Origin of the sequence: Pseudoduganella rhizocola (assembly GCF_045984285.3) — a bacterium.
Taxonomy (GTDB): domain Bacteria; phylum Pseudomonadota; class Gammaproteobacteria; order Burkholderiales; family Burkholderiaceae_D; genus Rugamonas.
In genome coordinates this window covers 47,019-67,678 of sequence record NZ_JBJQIK030000007.1, presented here as the reverse complement: position 1 = coordinate 67,678, position 20,660 = coordinate 47,019, and the positions used below count along the sequence as shown (strand labels likewise).

The 20,660-nt window shown below is 64.5% G+C and carries 12 protein-coding genes; all 12 read left to right on the top strand.

Annotated elements, in window-relative coordinates; all coding sequences use genetic code 11:
• The first annotated feature begins 1 nt into the window (after position 1).
• Positions 2 to 3,205 carry a DUF748 domain-containing protein gene (locus ACJRPG_RS16305; protein WP_408001146.1) on the top strand — a complete coding sequence of 1,068 codons (3,204 nt, stop codon included), beginning with the start codon at positions 2 to 4 and terminating at the stop codon, positions 3,203 to 3,205.
• Between the two features lie 91 nt (positions 3,206 to 3,296).
• Positions 3,297 to 4,484, top strand: a complete 1,188-nt coding sequence (locus tag ACJRPG_RS16300) for an acetyltransferase domain-containing protein (RefSeq protein WP_408001145.1) — start codon at positions 3,297 to 3,299, stop codon at positions 4,482 to 4,484.
• 253 nt (positions 4,485 to 4,737) lie between these two features.
• Positions 4,738 to 5,148 carry a nucleoside diphosphate kinase regulator gene (gene rnk / locus ACJRPG_RS16295; RefSeq protein WP_408001144.1) on the top strand — a complete coding sequence of 137 codons (411 nt, stop codon included), beginning with the start codon at positions 4,738 to 4,740 and terminating at the stop codon, positions 5,146 to 5,148.
• 109 nt (positions 5,149 to 5,257) lie between these two features.
• Positions 5,258 to 6,016: a carbohydrate-binding family 9-like protein gene (locus ACJRPG_RS16290; RefSeq protein WP_408001143.1), complete on the top strand. Its 759-nt coding sequence runs from the start codon at positions 5,258 to 5,260 to the stop codon at positions 6,014 to 6,016.
• A 226-nt stretch (positions 6,017 to 6,242) separates the two neighbouring features.
• Positions 6,243 to 9,344 (top strand): TonB-dependent receptor, encoded by a 3,102-nt coding sequence (locus ACJRPG_RS16285; RefSeq protein ID WP_408001142.1) that lies wholly within the window; start codon positions 6,243 to 6,245, stop codon positions 9,342 to 9,344.
• Between the two features lie 104 nt (positions 9,345 to 9,448).
• Positions 9,449 to 10,966: a tryptophan halogenase family protein gene (locus ACJRPG_RS16280; RefSeq protein ID WP_408001141.1), complete on the top strand. Its 1,518-nt coding sequence runs from the start codon at positions 9,449 to 9,451 to the stop codon at positions 10,964 to 10,966.
• Positions 10,933 to 13,617: a beta-mannosidase gene (locus ACJRPG_RS16275; RefSeq protein WP_408001140.1), complete on the top strand. Its 2,685-nt coding sequence runs from the start codon at positions 10,933 to 10,935 to the stop codon at positions 13,615 to 13,617. Before ACJRPG_RS16280 ends, ACJRPG_RS16275 begins: the two co-directional genes overlap by 34 nt.
• Positions 13,618 to 13,787: 170 nt before the next feature.
• A complete protein-coding gene (locus ACJRPG_RS16270) occupies positions 13,788 to 14,774 on the top strand; it encodes a LacI family DNA-binding transcriptional regulator (RefSeq protein ID WP_408001139.1) in 987 nt (328 codons plus the stop codon).
• A gap of 20 nt (positions 14,775 to 14,794) precedes the next feature.
• A complete protein-coding gene (locus tag ACJRPG_RS16265) occupies positions 14,795 to 16,012 on the top strand; it encodes an AGE family epimerase/isomerase (RefSeq protein ID WP_408001138.1) in 1,218 nt (405 codons plus the stop codon).
• Complete coding sequence (locus ACJRPG_RS16260) at positions 16,005 to 16,928, top strand: carbohydrate kinase family protein (RefSeq protein ID WP_408001137.1); 924 nt, start codon at positions 16,005 to 16,007, stop codon at positions 16,926 to 16,928. The genes ACJRPG_RS16265 and ACJRPG_RS16260 overlap by 8 nt, the downstream gene beginning before the upstream one ends.
• Positions 16,928 to 19,363, top strand: a complete 2,436-nt coding sequence (locus ACJRPG_RS16255; RefSeq protein WP_408001136.1) for a GH92 family glycosyl hydrolase — start codon at positions 16,928 to 16,930, stop codon at positions 19,361 to 19,363. Before ACJRPG_RS16260 ends, ACJRPG_RS16255 begins: the two co-directional genes overlap by 1 nt.
• 38 nt (positions 19,364 to 19,401) lie before the next feature.
• Positions 19,402 to 20,655, top strand: coding sequence for a sugar MFS transporter (locus ACJRPG_RS16250; protein ID WP_408001135.1), 1,254 nt, complete (start codon positions 19,402 to 19,404; stop codon positions 20,653 to 20,655).
• The last annotated feature ends 5 nt before the right edge of the window (positions 20,656 to 20,660 follow it).

Genomic DNA, 20,660 nt, shown 5'->3' with positions numbered 1-20,660 from the left:
AATGAAAACGCCATCGTTCAAATACCTGGTGCCGGGCGTGCTCGCGGGATTGGCGCTGGCCTACACCGGCTTCGGCTTCCTTGCCGTACCGGCCATCATGAAGTCGCAGGCCACGCAATTCGCCGCCGAAAAGCTGCACCGCCAGCTCACCATCGAGAAGGCTGAATTCAACCCCTTCACCTTGTCCGCCACGCTGCAGGGCGTGAAGATGATGGAGCCGGATGGCGCCACCGTCTTTGCCGGCTTCGAGCGCCTGGGCATCGATATCGCGTGGCAGTCCCTGTTCAGGATGGCGCCGGTAGTGCAGGAAGTGCGGCTGACGAAACCCGTCGTGCGGCTGGTGCGCAAGGACGCCAACCATTACAGCATCGACGATATCCTGGCCTTTATCGCCAGCCAGCCGCCCTCGCCGGAGCCTACGCGCTATTCGGTCAACAACATCCAGCTGGAAGGCGGCACGCTGTCCTTCGATGACAGGCCTGCCGGGGTAAGGCACGAAGTGGCGGACCTGAACCTGGGCCTGCCCTTCATCTCCTCCCTGCCTGCGGACGTGGAAGTCTTTGTCGAACCGCTGTTCAGCGCCAGGGTGAATGGCGCACCGCTGCACCTGAGCGGCAAGGCGCGCCCCTTCGCGGAATCGAAGGACTATGTGATGGCGCTCGATATCGACGACGCCGATATCGCTGCCTATCTCGGCTACCTGCCCGGCAAACCGAATTTCCGGCTGCAGGGCGCGCGCCTCAGCGCGAAGCTGCAGGCTACGTTCACGCAGCCGAAGGGCAAATCATCAGCCCTGCTGCTGGGAGGCCAGGCCAGCCTGAAAGACGTGGCGCTGCAGCAGGCGGACGGCAAGCCCCTGCTGAAGCTGAAGGAATTTTCGGCGCAGCTCGGCAAACTGGATGTGCTGGCCGGGCGCTATGAGCTGGCGTCGATCCGCCTCCAGGGCCTGGATGCCGACCTGGTACGGGACCGCGACGGCCGCCTGAATGTGGACAAGCTGCTTGGCCAGCCTGCAGCGCCGGCCAAAGCCGAAGCGTCTTCCGCCGCGCCGCGTAACGCCACCGCGCCATACATATCGCTGAAGGCGCTCGATATCGGCGACGCTGCTGTACGGTACACCGATGGCGGCATGCATGCAGGGGTCGGGAACTTCAGTCTCGCCGCGCGCGATATGGCGGCAGACCTGGGCAAGAACACGATTGCCATCGGCTCGCTCGCATCGGATAGCGCAGGCATCAACTTCCGGCAGGGGAAGGCGGCGAGCGCACCTGCGGCACAGAAGGATGCAGCGCCCGCCGGGAATGCGGCGCCGCTGCTGCTTACGGTCGGCAAGCTGGATATCGCCAACTGGTCTGCGCGCGTGCAGGACGACAGCCATGAGCAGCCGGTTGTATTCGACATCAACCCGCTGAGCTTTGCGGTGCAGGGTTTTTCCACTGCGCCGGCGAGCACCAGCACCTTCGAGCTGAAAGCGAACGTCAACAAGACCGGCAAGCTGGCGCTGGGCGGTGAGCTGGCGCTGGCGCCCTTCAAGTCGGACCTGAAGCTGGAGCTGAAGAATTTCGGACTGCTCCCGCTGCAGCCGTATGTCACCGACTACGTCAACCTGCGCGTGGCGCGCGGCGACCTGTCGGGCCAAGGGCGGCTGCAGCTCGCGGCGGCGGCCGATGGCAAGCTGCGTGGCGGCTTCACCGGCGACGTGAGCGTCGGCAAGCTCTCCACCGTGGACAAGGCCAGCGCCAATGATTTCCTGAGCTGGGATTCGCTGGCCTTCCAGCGCATGGACCTGCAGCTGCAGCCCTTCGCGCTCAGCGTGGAGCGCGTTGTGCTGGCTGATTTCTTCTCGCGCGTGATCATCGATCCCAACGGCCGCATCAACGTGCAGGACGTGATGCGCGATGCGGCGGCCGGCGACAAGAGCCTGACCGATGCGGGCGAGCGCGCGCAGGCTGCCGTGCAGGCGCGCAGGAACAAAAAGCAGGCCACGCCGGTCCCGGCGCCTGCGCTGCCGGCGGAGCCTTTGCCCCCGATCCGTATCGGGCAGCTCGCGTTATCTGGGGGGCGCGTGCGCTTCACCGACAACTTCATCAAGCCGAACTACACCGCCAACCTGCGGGATATCGGCGGCGCCATCAACGGCCTGTCCTCGGATCCGGCCAGTGCCGCCACGGTGAGCCTGAAGGGCAATGTGAACAGCGCGCCGCTGTCCATTGCGGGCCGCGTGAATCCGTTGAAGCGCGACCTGTCGCTGGACCTGAAGGCCGACGTGCGCGGCATGGAGCTGGCCCAGCTCTCGGCCTACGCCGACAAGTATGTCGGCTACGGCATCGAAAAGGGCAAGCTCAGTTTCGAGGTGGCCTATCAGCTCGAAGGCCGCCAGCTGAAAGCGGAGAACCGGCTGATACTGGACCAGCTTACCTTCGGCAAGGAGAGCACGAATCCGGAGGCGACGAAGCTGCCGGTGCAGCTGGCGGTGGCCCTGCTCAGCGACCGTAACGGGGTGATCGACCTGAACGTGCCGATCGGCGGCTCGCTGGATGATCCCGAGTTTTCCATCGGCGGCATCATACTCAAGATCATCGGCAATGCGGTCCTCAAGACGGTGACGGCGCCGTTTGCCTTGCTCGGTTCCATGTTCGGCGGCGGCGAGGAGCTGTCCGCCATGGAATTCGAAACCGGCCGGGCGCTGGTGCCCGCGGCAGGTGAAGCGAAGCTGAAATCGCTGGCGGCGGCGATGACGGAACGCCCCGGTCTGAAGCTCGACATCACGGGCCGTTATGATCCCGCCACGGAAACCGAAACGCTGCGCCGCCTGGCCATGGAGCGCAAGCTGCGCATGTTGAAGACCCGTGATCTGCAGGCGAAGGATGCACCGCTGCCGGAAGGCGGTGTCGTAGTCGCGCAGGCCGAGTATGCCGACCTGCTGGCGCGTGTGTACAGGAACGAATCCTTCGACAAGCCGCGGAATTTGCTGGGCCTGCAGAAAAACCTGGCGGTGGCGGAAATGGAAAAGCTCATCCTGGCGCATACCGCTATCGACGACGACGACCTGCTGGCGCTGGGCAACCGCCGCGCACAGGCCGTGCGCGACTGGCTGGTGACGAAAGGCCAGGTGCCGGCTGAACGCCTCTTCATTACCGGCGCCAAAGCGGCGGGGCAGGACGGCAAGGGATCGGGCAGCCGGGCCGAGTTCAGCCTGCACTGAGGGCGGACGATCGGACAAGATTTCGGGACGGGCGTCCCGGACAGGGCCGGAGCCAGCTTGCTACACTGCCTTTTTTGCGGAAGGACGGACCATGGCAACAGTTCGGAACTACAGGCTTACTTCGATCGACATGCTGCGCGGCCTGGCGATCGTGATCATGGCGCTCGACCATGTGCGCGACTTCAATATGGTGGGCGGCGTGCAGGATCCGATGGCCGACCCGAATGTCAGCCCATGGCTGTATTTCACGCGCTGGATCACGCACTTCTGCGCGCCGGTCTTCATCCTGCTGGCAGGCAGCAGCGCGGGCCTGATGGCCGGCCGAAAGAGCCCGCGCGAACTTGCCGCCTTCCTGTTCACGCGCGGCCTGTGGCTGATCTTCATCGAGTTGGTGGTCATGTCCACCTCGCTGACCTTCTCGCCATTCGGCCTGCCCCAGTTCAACGGGCAGACCATGATCGCGCTGCAGACGCTGTGGGCCATCGGCGCCAGCATGGTGATCCTGTCCGGCGCACAGCTGTTGGGTGCGCGCGCCTGCCTGTGGATTGGCCTCGCCATCGTCCTGGGCCATAACCTGCTCGATCCCTGGTGGCCCGCATCCACGATGTTCACGGCCACCCATCCATGGTGGGTAGGGCTGCATGCGCAGATGGCCGTCAGCACGGAGCATGTCCTGTTCCTCGTCGTCTACCCGCTGCTGCCATGGGCCGGCGTGATGCTGCTCGGTTTCGGCACGGCCGGCGTATTCCGCCTGCCGCCTGAGGAGCGCGACCGCAAGCTGCGGTGGGCCGGCGCGGCAATGGTAGCCGCTTTCATCCTGCTGCGCGCGTTCGACATCTACGGCGAACCCCAGCACTGGAAGGCCAGCCCGGACGGTGCGCTGGCATCGCTGATGCCTTTCCTGAACACGAGCAAATATCCGCCCAGCCTGCAGTTCCTGCTGATGACGCTGGGCCCGGCCGCGATCCTGTGCTCCTTCGCCGATCGCTGGCAGGGCAGGGTGAAGGATATGCTGGTGATGTTCGGCCGCGTGCCTTTCGCTTTCTATGTGGCCCACTTCTACCTCGCGCACCTGCTGGCGGTGGCAATCGGCCTGGCGCAGGGTTTCAGGGTGGAGCAGATGTGGACCTTCTTCGCCTTCTTCCCGCAAGGCTTCGGGCTCCCGCTCGGCGGCGTTTATTTCGCGTGGATCGCGGTGGTCGCCATGCTGTATCCCTTCTGCCGCTGGATCGCTCGCATCAAGGCGCGGCGCAAGGACTGGTGGCTCAGCTACCTGTGAGGCTGCGGGGTATAATTCCCCGCACATGCTCAGCAAAATCTCATCAGGCGGCCTTCAGCACTCCGGTTCGCCCCTGAACAAGGGAGGCTCCAACACGCCTGCGCTGGCGCTGTTCTCCCGCTTTTCCGCCTGGCTCTCCCGAGCTCGGTGAGGAACTCCCAGCAGCTTGCACAGCTGGCCTCCCGAGCCACTCCACTCCCAAGGTTCCGCCCATCCAATGCGGGCGGATGCATATTCATTCTTTGTAGAGTTGATGATGAGACCAGATATCGTTGTGTCCTCGCTGGACATGGAGCGCCTTGAAGCGCTTTTCGATTCACTGCCGGCCGCGCAGGCCAGCCAGCACGCCGGATTGCTGGAAGAGCTCTCCCGCGCCAATGTGATGGAGCCCGGCGCCATGCCGCCGGATGTGGTGACGATGAATTCCCGCGTACGTTTCCAGCTTGACGGCAGGCCGGAGGAATTCGACATGTCGCTGGCCTACCCCAGGGACGTGGATGGAAGCGGAAGCAAAATCTCCATCCTGACGCCGGTAGGCACCGCGCTGCTTGGCCTCAAGACGGGCGAAAGCATCCAATGGACGCGCCCCGACGGCACTCCGTTCCAGGTAAAGGTTTGCGGCATCGCATACCAGCCGGAACGCGAGGGCGAACTGCACCGGTGAGGCGTGTTTAGCGCCGGCGCTAAAATGGACGCCCGGACGTGAAAGTTTGTTGAACAGGATTCTCCCGCTTGGTATAAATTTTTCTTTATTCCCATGACGGAGTTCCCTGATGAAGGCAATCGCCACCATGTTCGGCGCCATCTTGAGCGCGGCGCTTCCCGCTGCGGCGGAAACGCCGCTTTCCTACGAGTGCCTGCGCGCCACGCATGCTATCCGCATTGACGGAAAACTGGATGACGCGGCCTGGCGCAATGCGCCCTGGACGTCCGACTTCATCGACATCGAGGGCGGCAGCAAGCCCCGGCCCAAATACCGCACGCGCGTGAAGATGCTGTGGGACGACCATTACCTCTATATCGCCGCCGAACTCGAAGAGCCGGACGTGAAGGCCACGCTGACCGAACGTGATTCCGTGATCTTCAAGGACAACGACTTCGAGGTGTTCATCAAGCCGCTGCCGGATACGGAGAGCTACTACGAGTTCGAGATCAACGCGCTCAACACGGGCTGGGACCTGTTCCTGCCCAAGCCTTACCGCGACGACGGCAAGCCCGATAACAGCTGGGATATCGCAGGCCTGAAGACCGCCATTGGCGTGCAGGGCACCCTGAACCGCCCGCAGGACAAGGACAAAGGCTGGACCGTGGAGATCGCGTATCCGCTGACGGCCTTCGCTTCGCGCCAGGCGGTGCCGCATCCGCAGGCGGGAACCACCTGGCGCATCAACTTCAGCCGCGTGCAGTGGACGGCGGGACAAGCGAAGGAAGACAACTGGGTCTGGTCGCCCCAGGGCGTGATCGATATGCACGTGCCGGCGCGGTGGGGATACCTGCATTTTTCAGGAAGCGTTTCCACCAAAAAGAACTGATGCGAATGTCGCGAATCTGACGCACTCTTGTTTACTAAACAAACTAAACTTCGTGCCTTTTTTGAAATCTTCTTGAGGCGTTCTGGCTTCCTTTGTATAAGTTTCCCTAGGTGGAATGCGATGCTCATCCGCAAATGCAACGGCAAGCTGCCGTTTAGTAAAGCGCGGGAAAACGGCATTCAAAAACCACATAAAGCCCCCAAGGGGCAACAACCAGGAGACATACATGACGTTCAGAACCCACCCACGGCAGCGCCGCTGCGCGGCAACGCCGATTGCACTGGCGGTGAGCGCCGCACTGCTCGCAATGGCCGGCGCGCATGCGCAAACCACCTCCACCGACCAGCCGTCCGCGCCGGCCGCCGACGCGGCCGTGCCGGAGAAGGTGGTCGTTACCGGCTACCGCTATGCGATCGAGAAAAGCCTGGACCAGAAGCGCAACGCGAATGCGCTGGTCGAAGTGGTGACGGCAGAAGATATCGGCAAATTCCCCGACAAGAACGTGGCCGATGCGCTGCAGCGCGTGCCGGGCGTGATCATCGACCGCAGCGGCGGCGAGGGCAAGAACGTGAGCGTGCGCGGCCTGTCGTCGGAACTGACGCTGACCCAGTTGAACGGCAACTACATCGCCACCGCGGAATCGAACGGCGATCCCACCCGTTCCTTCAACTACACGCTGATGCCGTCGAACATGCTGTCCGGCGCTGAGCTGTTCAAAACGCCGGAAGCGCGCCTGGATGAAGGCGGCGTCGGCGGCACGGTAATCCTGCGCACGCGCCGTCCGCTGGAAGTGAAGTCCAACAGCGGCTTCATCTCCACCGAAGGCACATGGTCCGACACCACCAAGAAGACCGACGGCCAGTTCTCCGGCCAATATGCATGGCACGACGAGAGCAACCGCTTCGGCATCCTGGTCGGCTACACGCAGCAGAAGCGCACCACGCGCACCATGGGCGCCACCACCGAGAACTGGCAATGGTATGCGGACGACTACGATGCGCATCCGGCCACCGACGTCAACGGCAAGCCTTCCGGTATGACCTCGCGCTGGTGGGGCGAATCCGGTTTCTACGACCAGAGCGGCAAGTACTACACCAACTTCATGATGCCGACCTCGGTGAACTTCGAGGTGAAGAGCGAGGAACGTGAACGCAAGGGCGGGCAGCTGACCTTGCAGTTCAAGCCAGTGCGCAACCTGACGCTGACCGGCAACTACTTCCGTTTCGATTTGAACCAGGACTCGCAGATGAATACGCTGAAGATCCCCGAGTGGAATCTGGCGCGTTATTCCGGCGACGGCAACTGGCCGGGCGGCCGCATGCTGGACGGCCTGACCTTCGACCCGAGCAAGACCGTCGTCACCGGCGCGCAATACAGCGCGCATAGCGGCAAGACCTACTACTGCAGCGAATCGCAGGCCGCCGCCGCAGGCCAGAAGCCGGGCGGCTGGGGACCGGACGACTGCACCATTCCAACGCCGCAGATCACCGGCAGCTACAACCGCGAGAAAGCGCTGTCGCAGACCGCCGATTTCGAGGCCGACTGGCGCGGCCAGACGGTGGATGCGACCTTCAAGCTGGGCCGCACCTGGGCCAGCGGCGGTCCGTCCCTGCAGTTCACCATGCCGATCAAGCCACGCGTGCAGAATGCCGACGGCAGCTGGACCATGGGTAACTACGCCAGCTCCTGGAGTACGGCAGGCACGCCGACCATGGTGTTCTCGCCCGAGCTGATGTCCAACCTGCAGAAGGGTATTGGCGAAATCGACCTCGGTTCGACCTCGTCATCCTGGACCCGCAACAGCACGGAGCAGAAGTACGCGCAGGCCGACTTCACCTGGCATACCGACAGCAGCTGGCTGGATTCGCTGCAGTTCGGCGCCAAGTACCGCGACGGCGGCACCCACCGCAGCACGGGCAACAACTACTGGGTGTGCAAAGGCGAAGATCCCACCAATTACGACAAGCGCTACCAGGCAGGCTGCGATTCCAGCGCCAACAAGTTCCAGCCGGCGTACCTGTACGGGAACTCGCTGGAGCATCTCTCCGGCGGCATCAAGGCCAGCGCTTTCCCGGCCATTAACTACCCGGCCTATATCGCGCACCTGGACCAGACCTACGGCGAGATGCAGACCCGTAACGAGAACAACTTCGTCTACAACGTGGAGGAGAAGATCTCGGCAGGCTACCTGCAGGCTAATATCAAAACTGACCGCCTGCGCGGCAACCTGGGCCTGCGCTTCGTGCGCACCCGCCAGCACGCCGATTCCACGGACCAGGTGGAAGATTACAAGGACTACTTCTACAACGGTCCTGACGGCAAGCCTGCGCCATGCCTGGCAGGCGGTGCGCCTGCTGCCGGGGCGCCTGCGGGTTCGGGCTGTGTCAGCGGCTTCACCAAGCTGCCGGACAGTATCTCGCGCGTGTCGTCCTTCGTGGTCAGCTCGCTCGACCGCAGCTATAACGACGTGCTGCCAAGCCTTAACCTGGCCTACGACCTGAAGCCTGACCTGCTGCTGCGCGTGGCCGCGTCCAAGGTGATTTCGCGTCCGAGCTACAACGACATCGCCTTCCCGGGCGGCCTGCAGTACTACAGCGCGGAATACGTGAATGACCGCCGCCTGATCGGCGGCGGCGACCAGCAGGGCTGGTTCGGCACGGGCAGCAACAAGCAGCTGGAGCCGTACAAGGCCAACCAGTACGACCTGGGCCTGGAGTGGTACTTCCAGCGCGGCTCGGTGCTGGGCGTCGACCTGTTCCGCAAGAACGTCAGCAACTTCTCGGTGCCTGTGGTGCGCGACGTGAACCTGAGCGTGGGCGGCGAGAACGTGACGGTGCAGAGCTATTCCACCACCGCCGGCGGCCGTAACGGCGTGTCGCAAGGTGTGGAACTGTATGCGCAGCACACGCTGGCTTCCGGCATCGGCTTCCAGTTCAACTACACCTACAACAAGACCAACCAGGCCGCCATCACGCTGGAAGATGGCACCGATATCGGCAAGTCGCCACTGGTCGGCAGCGCGAAGAACCAGCTGAACCTGACGGTGTTCTATGAAACCGAGAAGTTCCTGGCGCGCGCTTCCTACAACCGCCGCGGCGAGGTGGTGAATGGCCTGGTGAATGGCCTGAACGTCTATGACGAGCCATACAGCCAGGTGGACGTGAACGTGGCCTACAATCTGACCAAGGAACTGAGCCTGACCGCATCGGTGCTGAACCTGACCAAGGAAGAGACCCGTTCCCACCTGGGCAACGACACCAAGGACCGCTTCTACTCCAACGGTTACGCCGGCCGCATCGCGTACTTCGGCCTGAACTACAAGTTCTGAGCCAGCCTCCGTGCCTTTCCCGCTTTCGGGCAGGGAAGGCATTTTCACGGCAGCTGCCCGCTCCCCTATCCCTCGGGCGGCTGCCGTCTTTTCTGGACGATGCAATGGACAAGCACAAGCGGATCAGCAATATCACCGTGGTGGGCGGCGGCAGCGCAGGCTGGATGGCCGCGGCGGCCCTGGCGACTTACCTGGGCAAAGACACTTCTATCCGGCTGGTGGAGTCCGAGGAGATAGGCATCGTCGGCGTGGGGGAGGCCAGTGTGCCGCACATCCGCCAGTTCAACGGGCAGATGCTCGGCATCGACGAAGCGGAATTCGTCAAACGTACGCAGGGCACGGTCAAGCTCGGCATTGAATTCAAGGACTGGAGCCGCATCGGCGACAGTTATATCCACGGCTTCGGCGCCATCGGGCGTTCACTGGGGCCGCTGCCTTTCCACCAGTTCTGGCTGAAGCTCTTCCTGTCCGGGCGCGCCGTGCCGATCGGGGCATATTCGCCGCAAACCATCATGGCGCCGCGAGGCAGGTTCGCGCCGGGCGACCGCAATGCGCCGCCGAATTCTCCGCTGGCCGACATCGCCTACGCCTACCATTTCGACGCAGGGCTTTATGCACGCTTCCTGCGCGAACTGGCCGAGCAGCGCGGCGTGCAGCGCATCGAGGGCAAGATCGTCGGCGTCAACCAGCGCGCCGCAGACGGCTTCATTGAATCCGTAACGCTGGAGAACGGCCAGACCGTTGATGGTGAACTGTTTATCGACTGTTCGGGTTTCCGAGGGCTGCTGATCGAGCAGACGCTGAAGACCGGCTATGTGGACTGGTCGCACTGGCTGCCTTGCGACCGCGCCATGGCGGTGCCCTGCGAAAGCGTGGACCGCATCACGCCCTACACCAGCTCCACCGCGCGCGCCGCAGGCTGGCAATGGCGCATTCCACTGCAGCACCGCACCGGCAACGGCTATGTGTATTCGAGCCGCTACATCAGCGATGACGAGGCGGCGGCAACCCTGCTGGCGAACCTGGACGGCAAGGCCCTGGCCGATCCGCGCGCGTTGCGCTTTACCACCGGCATGCGCAAGAAATTCTGGAACAGGAACGTGGTGGCGCTGGGGCTGGCCAGCGGCTTCCTGGAACCGCTGGAATCCACCAGCATCTACCTGGCGCAGTCGGGCATTACCCGCCTGCTGGCGCTGTTCCCCCAGTCCGATTTCGATCCGCTGCTTTCCGAACGCTTCAACAGCGAGTCCGCCTTCGAATATGAACGGGTGCGCGATTTCCTGATCCTGCATTACCACGCCACCGAACGCAATGACACGCCGTTCTGGGATTACTGCCGCACCATGTCCGTGCCGGACACGCTGAGGGACGCGATGGCGATGTTCCGCGCCGATGGACGTTACTTCCGCAACGGCGAAGATTTCTTCGCCCTGCCAAGCTGGGTGCAGGTGATGCTGGGCCAGCGCATCATCCCGCAAAGCTACCATCCCATCGTGGACAATATGCCCGAAGGGAAGCTGCTCGACTACGTGGACGGCATGCGCGCGACGCTGGAACATGCCGTTGCTTCCATGCCCACGCATGATGAATGGATTGCGCGCTACTGGAAGGCTGCGCCATGAACATGCCGGTGCTGTTTCGTGTCCTCGTGCGCCTGTGCGCTGGCATTGGACTGGCGCTGGCCGCCGCGTCGGCCATGGCCGGCACGCCGGAGCGGCAGGTGATCGGCAAGGGCTGGAGCTTCCGCCTGCTGCCCGGCCATGCGCAAGCAGCCGCCCATCCCGAAGCCGGGACGTGGCGCAAGGCGTCGGTGCCGGGCACCGTGCATACCGACCTGTTCGCGCACAGGCTCATTCCCGATCCCTATGTGGGCGCGCCCGAAGCCGGGCTGCAGTGGATTGGGCTGGCCGACTGGGAGTACCGCACCAGTTTCGACGCGCCCCGTTCCGCCGTAGGGGCAGCGCGCAGCGAGCTGGTATTCGAAGGCCTCGATACCTTTGCCGAAGTCTGGCTCAATGGCGGCAAGCTGCTCGATGCCGACAACGCCTTCCGCACCTGGCGCGTGCCGGTGCAGGGCAAGCTGCGCGCGAAAGGCAATGAGCTGCGCATCGTGCTGCGTTCGCCGATTGCGAAGCTGCTGCCGCAAGTGCAGGCCATGCCGCACAAGCTGGCGGGGAATTACCCGTCTCCTTATGGCGATGAGCCGCGCGACGCAATGACCGCGAACTTCGTGCGCAAGCCCGGCTATCACTATGGCTGGGACTGGGGGCCGCGCTACGTCACGGCCGGCATCTGGAAACCGGTAGTACTGGAAAGCTGGGACGCGGTCCGTATCCCGGACCTGCAGCTGCGGCAGGACCAGGTGAGTGAAGCAAAGGCCGATATCGTTGCCTTGCTGTCGGCCGATGCCGTGCACGGCGGTTCCTTTGAGCTGCGCCTGTGGCAGACATCTCCGGACGGCAAGCGCACGCTCGCGGCGCAGCAGCGCCTCGCACTGCAGGCGGGCAGCAACCGTGTCGAAATCCCGCTGCACATCGAAGAGCCGCAACGCTGGTTCCCGAATGGCTATGGTGCGCAGCCGCTGTACCGATTCGAACTGGAAATCAGTGACGGCAAGACCGTGCTTGCCCGGACCAGCGCGCGCACCGGCCTGCGCAGCATCGAACTGCGGCGCGAGCCCGACAGCAAGGGGACAAGCTTCTACTTCGCTGTCAACGGCATCCCCGTGTTTGCCAAAGGCGCCAATACGATTCCCTTCGATATGTTCCAGCCGCGGGTGAGCAAGGCGCAGCTGCGCCGGGTGCTGGAATCGGCGCGCGACGCCAACATGAATTTCCTGCGCAGCTGGGGCGGCGGCTACTACGAGAGCGAGGACTTTTACGACCTGGCCGATGAACTGGGCCTGCTGGTGTGGCAGGACTTCATGTTCGGCGGCGGCATGCAGCCCGCCTACGATGACGATTTTCGCGCCAGCGTTGTCGCCGAAGCGCGCGATAACGTGCGCCGCCTGCGCAACCATCCGAGCCTGGCCCTCTGGTGCGGCAACAATGAGGAAGAGATCGCGTGGAAGTACTGGGGACCGGGCAAGGCGCTGGCGGAGGCCGATCCCGCTTTCGCCCGCAAAGTCTGGGACGGCTATGTACAGCTGTTCGGCACCGACCTGCGCAAGGTGGTGGCGGAGGAGGGCGGCGGCATCGCCTACTGGGCCAGCTCGCCCAGCGACGACCTGGCCGAAGTGGCCAACACGCCGGCCAGCGGCGATATGCATTACTGGGAAGTGTGGGGCAACCCCGCGCATCCGCCGTCGAAATACCTGGAGATTACGCCGCGCTTCATGTCCGAGTACGGCCTGCAGGCATGGCCGGTGCAGCGCACGGTCGATGCCTTCGCCCGCCGTAGCGAACAGGGTATCGACACGCCGGTGATCGAGGCGCACCAGAAGTTCATGGCCGGGAAGGGCAACGAGCGGCTGATGAAGTACGTGGACTACGAGTTCGGCCCGCCCCGGGATTTCGCCCATTTCGTATACCTGAGCCAGGCCGCCCAGGCCGAAGGCATTGCGCTGGCGGCGCTGCACCACCGCGCCAGCCGTCCGTACACCATGGGTTCGCTGTACTGGCAGCTGAATGATGTGTGGCCGGGCGCCTCGTGGTCGAGCGTGGACTGGTTCGGGCGCTGGAAGGCGCTGCACTTCCATGCGCGGCGCTTCTATGCGCCGGTGGCGGTTGCCGCACTGCGTGGGGCGGAAGGCGGCACCGCGGTGACGCTGCTGAACGACCGCACACGGGCCGTGCAGGGCGAGCTGCGCCTGCGGGTGATGTCGCTGGACGGACAACTGCTGCGCGAGGAGCGCAAGCCAGTCGGAATCGCGGCGCTGTCGGCGGAGAAGGTGGCCGCCTATACGGACGCTGAACTGCTCGGCTCTGCCGATCCGGCATCCACCGTCGCCGTGTTCGACCTGCAGGCAGAAGGCGAGCCTGCATCGCGTAGCGTGGTGTACTTCCGTGCCGCGAAGGAGATGCAATGGCCGCACGCAGGCCTGCGGGCGGAGCTGCAGCGCGATGGGAAGGGCTATGCACTGCAACTGCATACGGAACGGTTCGCACGCGCCGTGTGGATCGATTTCGGCGACGCCGATGCCGAGCTTTCGGACAATGCCATGACCCTGCTGCCGGGCGAGAGCGTGCGCCTGCGCGTGTCGTCCAAAGCGGCGCTTCCGGTGCTGCGGAAAGCGCTGCAGCTGCGGTCCTTTGTGTTTAGTAAAACGCGCTAAAAGCGCGCCATTCCGGCTGCTTTGATTGACGCTAAAAAATACGGCTGATATAAGAACTACCTATGAACAGAAGCGCAAATGCGCGGTCTGGAAACGCCGATAGAAGCGTTTATTAAAACTGCATACTGGAGACTGTTGATGTACTTGAATCCGCCCCCCGGGAGGCGTCCGTGAGCCAGGTTACTTTGCGCGATATCGCGGCTGCTACCGGACTGTCGATCGGCACGGTGTCCCGCGCGCTGAAGAACCAGGCGGGCATGACCGAAGACACCCGCAGCAAGGTGCGCGAGACGGCACTGCGGCTGGGCTACGACTTCAGCCAGCTGCAGAAAGGACGCATCCGCCGCATCGCCTTCCTGCTGCACAGCCAGCACAATACGCTGGCATCCAGCCCCTTTTACTCGCCGGTGCTGCATGGCGCGGAGGAAGCATGCCGGCGCGAAGGCGTGGCGCTGTCCGTGATTGCGGTAGGTCCGGCGGAACCGGTGCTGGGCCAGATCCGGCTGCACCAGCCCGATGCGATCATTTGCGCGGGGTTCTTCGAACCCGAGGTGCTGTCCGCCCTGCAGCAGGTAGGCAAGCCGATGGTGCTGGTGGATATGCAGCGCAATGGTTTTATCTCTGTCAATCCGGATAACCTGCGCGGCGGCTACCTGGCCACGCAGCACCTGCTGCGCAGTGGCCGCAAGCGCGTTGCCATGCTGTCCGGCTCACTGGCCCACTACAGCATCCAGCAGCGCAACCGCGGCTTCCGCCAGGCGCTGTTCGACGCCAAGGTCCACGCCGACCCGGACCTGGAAGTCATCGTGCCGTCCATGGGCGACGGCGATGAAGGCGTGGCGGAAGCCATGCGCTACCTGCTCGCCCTGCCCAAGCGGGCCGACGCGGTCTTTTGCTACAACGACAGCACGGCGCTCGCGGCCATGAAGTACTGCCTGAATGCGGGCCTGAAAATCCCGTACGACATTGCCATCGTCGGTTTCGACGACATCGCTGCCGCCGCTGCCGCCATTCCTCCGCTCAGCACCATCCGCGTGGACAAGGAAGGCCTGGGAGCGGCCGGCATCGAACTCCTGCTTCACAAACCAGATGAAACCCTGTCGCAGATAACCGTCCCGGTCGAGATGATCGTGCGCGAGAGCAGCTGCGACGACTAGCCACTTAACCTGAAACCGATATGTCCAATCTCCCGAACTTCCGCAGCCCGGCCGTACTGCTTGAACATGCGCAGCACACCATGCGTTTCTACCACCCGCGCGCGATCGATCCCGCCGGCGGCCTATTCCACTTCTTCAAGGACGACGGCAGCGTGTACGACGCCAGCCACCGCCACCTGGTGAGCAGCACCCGTTTCGTGTTCACCTATTCGATGGCATACCGCCATTTCCAGGATCCGGCCTACCAGGAAGGCGCACGCCATGCGCTGCGCTTCCTGCGCGACGTGCACCGCAGTCCTGATGGCAGCGGCTATGCCTGGATGCTGAACGGCCGGGCAGTGGAAGACGGCACCCAGCATGCCTACGGCCAGGCCTTCGTGCTGCTGGCCTATGCGCACGCCGCCATGGCGGGACTGGACGAAGCGCGGCCCTGGATAGCCGAAACCTTCGAACTGATGGAGCGGCGCTTCTGGGATGTGCAGGCCGGCCTGTATGCCGACGAAGCCAGTGCCGACTGGAGCGTGCTGTCCAGCTACCGCGGCCAGAACGCCAATATGCATGCCTGCGAAGCGCTGCTGGCCGCCTTCCAGGCCACCGGCGAGCGCCGCTACCTGGAACGCGCTTATACCGTGGCATACAACATCACCCAGCGCCAGGCGCAGCGTTGCGGAGGCCTGATCTGGGAACACTACGACCCGCAATGGCAGCCGGACTGGAAGTTCAATATCGATGACCCGGAGAACCTGTTCCGTCCATGGGGCTACCAGCCCGGCCACTTCACCGAATGGGCCAAGCTGCTGCTGCAGCTGGAAGCGCGCGGCGCCGGCGTGCTGCATGAAGACATGGGCTGGCTGCTGCCGACGGCGGAGCGCCTGTTCCGCACGGCGGTGGAGAAGGGCTGGGATCCGCAGTACGGCGGCCTGTGCTACTCGCTGGCGCCGGACCTGAGCATCTGCGACTGGCACAAATACTTCTGGGTGCAGGCCGAGAGCGCGGCGGCGGCGGCCATGCTGGCCCAGCGCACCGGCAACGCCGAGTACTGGGACTGGTACGACCGCCTGTGGGCCTACAGCTGGACCCATATGGTGGACCACAAATATGGCGCCTGGTTCCGCATCCTCGACCGCGAGAACCGCAAGCTGAGCGACGAGAAGAGCCCGGCGGGCAAGGTGGATTACCACACCATGGGCGCCTGCTATGACATCGTCGCCACGCTGGCGAAGACCGGCCATGCGTAATGCGCCGCTGATGCTGTGCGCCGGCGAGGCGCTGACCGACATGATCCACCAGGGTGGGGAACAATGGGTAAGCCGCACCGGCGGTTCGACATGGAATGTGGCGCGTGCGCTGGCGGTGCTGGGCGAGCCAACTGCCTTCGCCGGCGCCATCAGCCGTGACCGTTTCGGCGACGCCTTGTGGGCGGCCAGCGAAGCGGTCGGCCTGGACATGCGCCTGATGCAGCGCCTGGACCGCGCGCCGCTGCTGGCAGTGGTGGAGCAGGGCGAGCCGCCGCGCTATTTCTTCATCGGCGACGACAGCGCCGACCTGCACTTCACGCCCGCCTTGCTGCCCGATGGCTGGCCGGACAGCCTGCGCTGGGCGCACTTCGGCGGCATCAGCCTGGCGCGCGAGCCGCTAGCTTCCACGCTGGTGGCGCTGGCCGGGCGGCTGAAGGCGCGAGGCGTGGCCATCAGCTACGACCCCAACTACCGCAACCTGATGACCGAGGCCTACACGCCAACCCTGCGCCGCATGGCGGCGCTGGCGGACGTGATCAAGGTATCCGATGACGACCTGCGTGGCCTGTTCCCCGGCATGGGGCTGGACGAAGCACTGCAGCAGCTGCGTGCCCTAAGCCCGGATGCGTATTGCCTGTTCACGCGCGGCGGCCAGGGCGCGAGCCTGTTCCACGGCACGCAGCGCTGCGACGCGCAGGCGCCGCCGGTGAAGGTGGTGGACACGGTCGGCGCTGGCGACGCCAGCGTGGCCGGCCTGCTGCACAGCCTCGCGCGCCACCCCGAACGTCCATTGCAGTCGCACCTGCATGCCGCGCTGGCAGCGGGATCCGCCGCCTGCCTGCAGGCAGGCGCTACCCCGCCGCCGCCAACGGCCATGCTGCAACTATTCAATCAGCTCGAAGGAGAGGTATTGTGATGAGCGGTATCCGGTTTTCCCCTTTGCAGCCGGCCCTGCGCGGCCTGCGTGCCGCGCTGCTGGTCCTGCTGCCGGTAATGGCGCAAGCCGCAGCGCCGGCATCCATGCCGGTCAACACCTTCATCGGCACCCAGGACGAAGGCAACACCTTCCCCGGCGCCTCCGCGCCCTTCGGCATGATCCAGGTCAGCCCGACCGGCGAGCATTACGCAGGCTGGCACTATAGCGACAAGCGTATCCGCGGCTTCGGCCACTCATTCCTGTCCGGCGCAGGCTGCTGGGAACAGGGCGGACAGCTCTCGGTGCTGCCAGTGACGGGCCGCATCGGGCCGGGCGGGGATTTCGATACCGCCAAGCCGGGCAGCTTCGATTACAAGCGCTACGCCGCCGAATACAGCCATGAAGGCGAAGTGGGCGAGGCAGGCTATTACAAGGTGCAGCTCACCAGCTATGGCGGCATCAGGGCCGAAGCCACCGCGCTGACCCGCGCCGCCGCCGAGCGCTACACCTTCGCCGCAGGAACCGCCACCGGCCATGTGCTGCTCAACCTCGGCCAGGCCAATGAGCGCCATTCGGTGGTCGGCAGCGAAGTGCGCGTGCTGGACGAGCGCAGCGTGGAAGGCAAGATCACCACCCGCAGCTTCTGCGGCGGGGCGCAGTACACCACCTGGTTCCGCATCGAGTTCGACCAGCCCTTTGCCGCCCACGGCATCTGGGACGACCGTGGCGGCTGGCCCGGCGTGAAAGGCCCGAGCCAGCAGGGCGACAGCCGTCCGCATGGCGTGTGGCTGACCTTCGACCTGAAGCAGGGTACAGCGGTCACTGCCGTCAGCGCGATTTCCCATGTCGATGCCGAAGGCGCGCGCATCAACCTGCGGGCGGAAGGCATGGCTGGCGGCAAGCCGATGACCTTCGACGCAATGCGCACGCAGGCGCAGGCAACATGGCAGCGTGAACTGGGCAGCGTACGTATCGAAGGCGGCAGCACCGATGACCGCACCGTGTTCTACACGGCTCTCTACCACGCGCTGCTGCAGCCGCTCACCGGCAACGACGCGGACGGCCGTTACCGCGGCTACGACGACGCCGTCCACACCGCGAAGGACTGGACCTACTACGAGTTCTTCTCGCTGTGGGACACCTATCGCGCGCAGAACCAGCTGCTGGCGCTGCTGCGCCCGCAGCGTGCGCGCGACATCGCAAATTCCGTGCTGAAGATCCGCGAGCAGGGCGGCTGGCTGCCGCGTTGGGGCTACGCCAGCTTCGAAAGCAATGTGATGACCGGCGACCCGGTCACGCCTTTCATGGTTGACCTGTGGCGCTTCGGCGCGCTGAAAGGCCGTGAGCGCGAAGCTTATACCGCGCTGCGCGAGAATGCCTTCGGCGTGCCGCCGCACCGCATCCGTCCGCAAGGCCGTTCGGGCAATCCGAGCTACCTGCAGCAGGGCTTCGTGCAATATGACCGCGGCTTCGTTTCGAAGGGCATGGACACCGATCCGCACCACGGCGCTTCGGCGACGCTGGAATATGCGCTGGCCGACAGCTCGCTGGCCGCGATGGCGAAGGCGCTGGGCCACAACAAGGACGCGCAGCAGCTGGAACAGCGCGCCCTCAACTGGCGCAAGGTATGGGATCCATCCGTGGTGGATACGCCGACCGGCCTGCGTGGTTTCCCGCGTCCACGCCTGCTGGACGGCAGCTGGTTCGCCGACATTGGCGGCGCCTATGATCCGCGCGGCGAACGCGGCTTCCACGAAGGCACCGCATGGCAGTACCAGTGGCTGGTGCCGCAGGACGTTCCCGGCCTGGCCGCGGCGATGGGCGGCACCGAGCAGGCCCTGCGCCGCCTCGACCACTTCTTCGACTACGACACTGTGCTGGCCGATCCGAAAGCCGTGCGCAAGTCCTGGGTGGTTGGCGCTTACAGCTACTACAGCCAGTTCCGCTACAACCCGAACAACGAGCCGGACCTGCACGCGCCATGGATGTACACCCTGATGGGCCAGCCGTGGAAAACCACCACCGTACTGCGCGCGGCGGAAACACTGTTCGGCAACGGGCCAAGCGGCGTTACCGGCAATGACGACCTGGGCACCATGTCGGCCTGGTACCTGTTCAGTGCACTGGGCCTCTATCCGGATGTGCCGGGCAGCGGCCGCTTCCTGCTGCATGCACCGCGCTTTGCGCGTGCCGAGATCGACCTGGCGCAAGGCCGCACGCTGCGCATCGAAGCGCCGGAAGCCAAACCCGGTGAGCGCCGCTTCGTGCAGTCGGTGAACTGGGCAGGGCGCCCGCTGCAGCGCGTATGGCTGGACTGGGAGCAGCTGCAGTCCGCAGGAACGCTCAGCTACCAACTCGCGCCGCAGCCTGATACGGCGGGCTGGGGCACCCGTGCCCGCGACCTGCCGCGCCCACCCGCCGGCCTCGCTCCATAAGCGCCGCCGATTCAAATTACAAAGATCCGGAGACAGTCATGGCAAACATGGCACATAACACCAGCCCACAGGCTGCAGGCAGTACGCAGAACGGAACGAACACCAGCGCGCTGGTCATCGTCACCATCCTGTTCTTCATGTGGGGCTTGATCACATCCCTCAACGATGTGCTGATTCCCCACCTGAAGGCGATCTACACGCTGAGCTACTTCCAGGCGATGCTGGTGCAGTTCTGCTTCTTCGGCGCTTACTTCATCGTGTCGGTACCGGCCGGCATCCTGATCCGCCGTATCGGCTACCAGAAGGGCGCCGTCACCGGCCTGCTGATTGCGGCAGGCGGATGCGTGCTGTTCTACCCCGCGTCCTTCGGCGGCTACGGCCTGTTCCTGCTGGCTTTCTTCGTGCTCGCGTCGGGCATCACCGTGCTGCAGGTGGCGGCCAATCCTTACGTGACCGTGCTGGGGCCGGCGCGCACCGCCTCCAGCCGCCTGAACCTGACGCAGGCCTTTAATTCGCTCGGCACGACGATCGGTCCCGCTATCGGCGGCCTGCTCATTCTGTCCACGGCGGGTGCTGTGGCTGGCGCAGTGGCCGACGCCTCGACCGTACGCGGCCCCTACCTCGCCCTGGCCGGCGCGCTGGCGCTGCTGGCCGTGCTGTTCTACGTGGCCAAGCTGCCGCAGATCGCCGACAGCGAAGACATTTCGCTGGCAGGCGAGGGCCATGGTTCGGCCTGGGCGCACAAGCACCTGGTGCTGGGCGCGGTCGGCATCTTCCTGTATGTGGGCGCGGAAGTCAGCATCGGCAGCTTCCTGATCAACTTCCTCGGCGAGTCGCATATCGCCGGCCTTTCGCATGCCGACGCCGCGCACTACGTCAGCATCTATTGGGGCGGCGCGATGATCGGCCGCTTCATCGGCTTTGCCGTGATGCGTGTTGCGAGCCCCGGCAAAACGCTGGCCGTGAACTCGCTGGTAGCGATTGCGCTGGTGCTGGCGGCCACCTTCGGCAAGGGCCCAGTCGCAATGTGGGCCATTCTCGCTGTAGGCCTGTGCAACTCCATCATGTTCCCGACCATCTTCAGCATGGCGCTGCACGGCCTTGGCAAGTACACGGGGCAGGGCTCCGGCATCCTGTGCATGGCCATCGTAGGCGGGGCGCTGGTCCCGTTCGCGCAGGGCGCGCTGGCGGATTCGATCGGTGTGCAGGCATCCTTCATTCTGCCGGCGGCCTGCTACGCCTTCATCCTCTGGTTCGGCGCGAAATATTCGTCGATGTATGCGGCGCAGTGATGCTG

What these genes read in the sequence shown, in the direction of transcription:
- ACJRPG_RS16275 (WP_408001140.1), top strand. Translation starts at nt 10,933, where the DNA reads ATGGATTGCGCGCTACTGGAAGGCTGCGCCATGAACATGCCGGTGCTG.
- ACJRPG_RS16290 (WP_408001143.1), top strand. Translation starts at nt 5,258, where the DNA reads ATGAAGGCAATCGCCACCATGTTCGGCGCCATCTTGAGCGCGGCGCTT.
- ACJRPG_RS16305 (WP_408001146.1), top strand. Translation starts at nt 2, where the DNA reads ATGAAAACGCCATCGTTCAAATACCTGGTGCCGGGCGTGCTCGCGGGA.
- rnk (WP_408001144.1), top strand. Translation starts at nt 4,738, where the DNA reads ATGATGAGACCAGATATCGTTGTGTCCTCGCTGGACATGGAGCGCCTT.
- ACJRPG_RS16265 (WP_408001138.1), top strand. Translation starts at nt 14,795, where the DNA reads ATGTCCAATCTCCCGAACTTCCGCAGCCCGGCCGTACTGCTTGAACAT.
- ACJRPG_RS16250 (WP_408001135.1), top strand. Translation starts at nt 19,402, where the DNA reads ATGGCAAACATGGCACATAACACCAGCCCACAGGCTGCAGGCAGTACG.
- ACJRPG_RS16255 (WP_408001136.1), top strand. Translation starts at nt 16,928, where the DNA reads ATGAGCGGTATCCGGTTTTCCCCTTTGCAGCCGGCCCTGCGCGGCCTG.
- ACJRPG_RS16280 (WP_408001141.1), top strand. Translation starts at nt 9,449, where the DNA reads ATGGACAAGCACAAGCGGATCAGCAATATCACCGTGGTGGGCGGCGGC.
- ACJRPG_RS16260 (WP_408001137.1), top strand. Translation starts at nt 16,005, where the DNA reads ATGCGTAATGCGCCGCTGATGCTGTGCGCCGGCGAGGCGCTGACCGAC.
- ACJRPG_RS16285 (WP_408001142.1), top strand. Translation starts at nt 6,243, where the DNA reads ATGACGTTCAGAACCCACCCACGGCAGCGCCGCTGCGCGGCAACGCCG.
- ACJRPG_RS16300 (WP_408001145.1), top strand. Translation starts at nt 3,297, where the DNA reads ATGGCAACAGTTCGGAACTACAGGCTTACTTCGATCGACATGCTGCGC.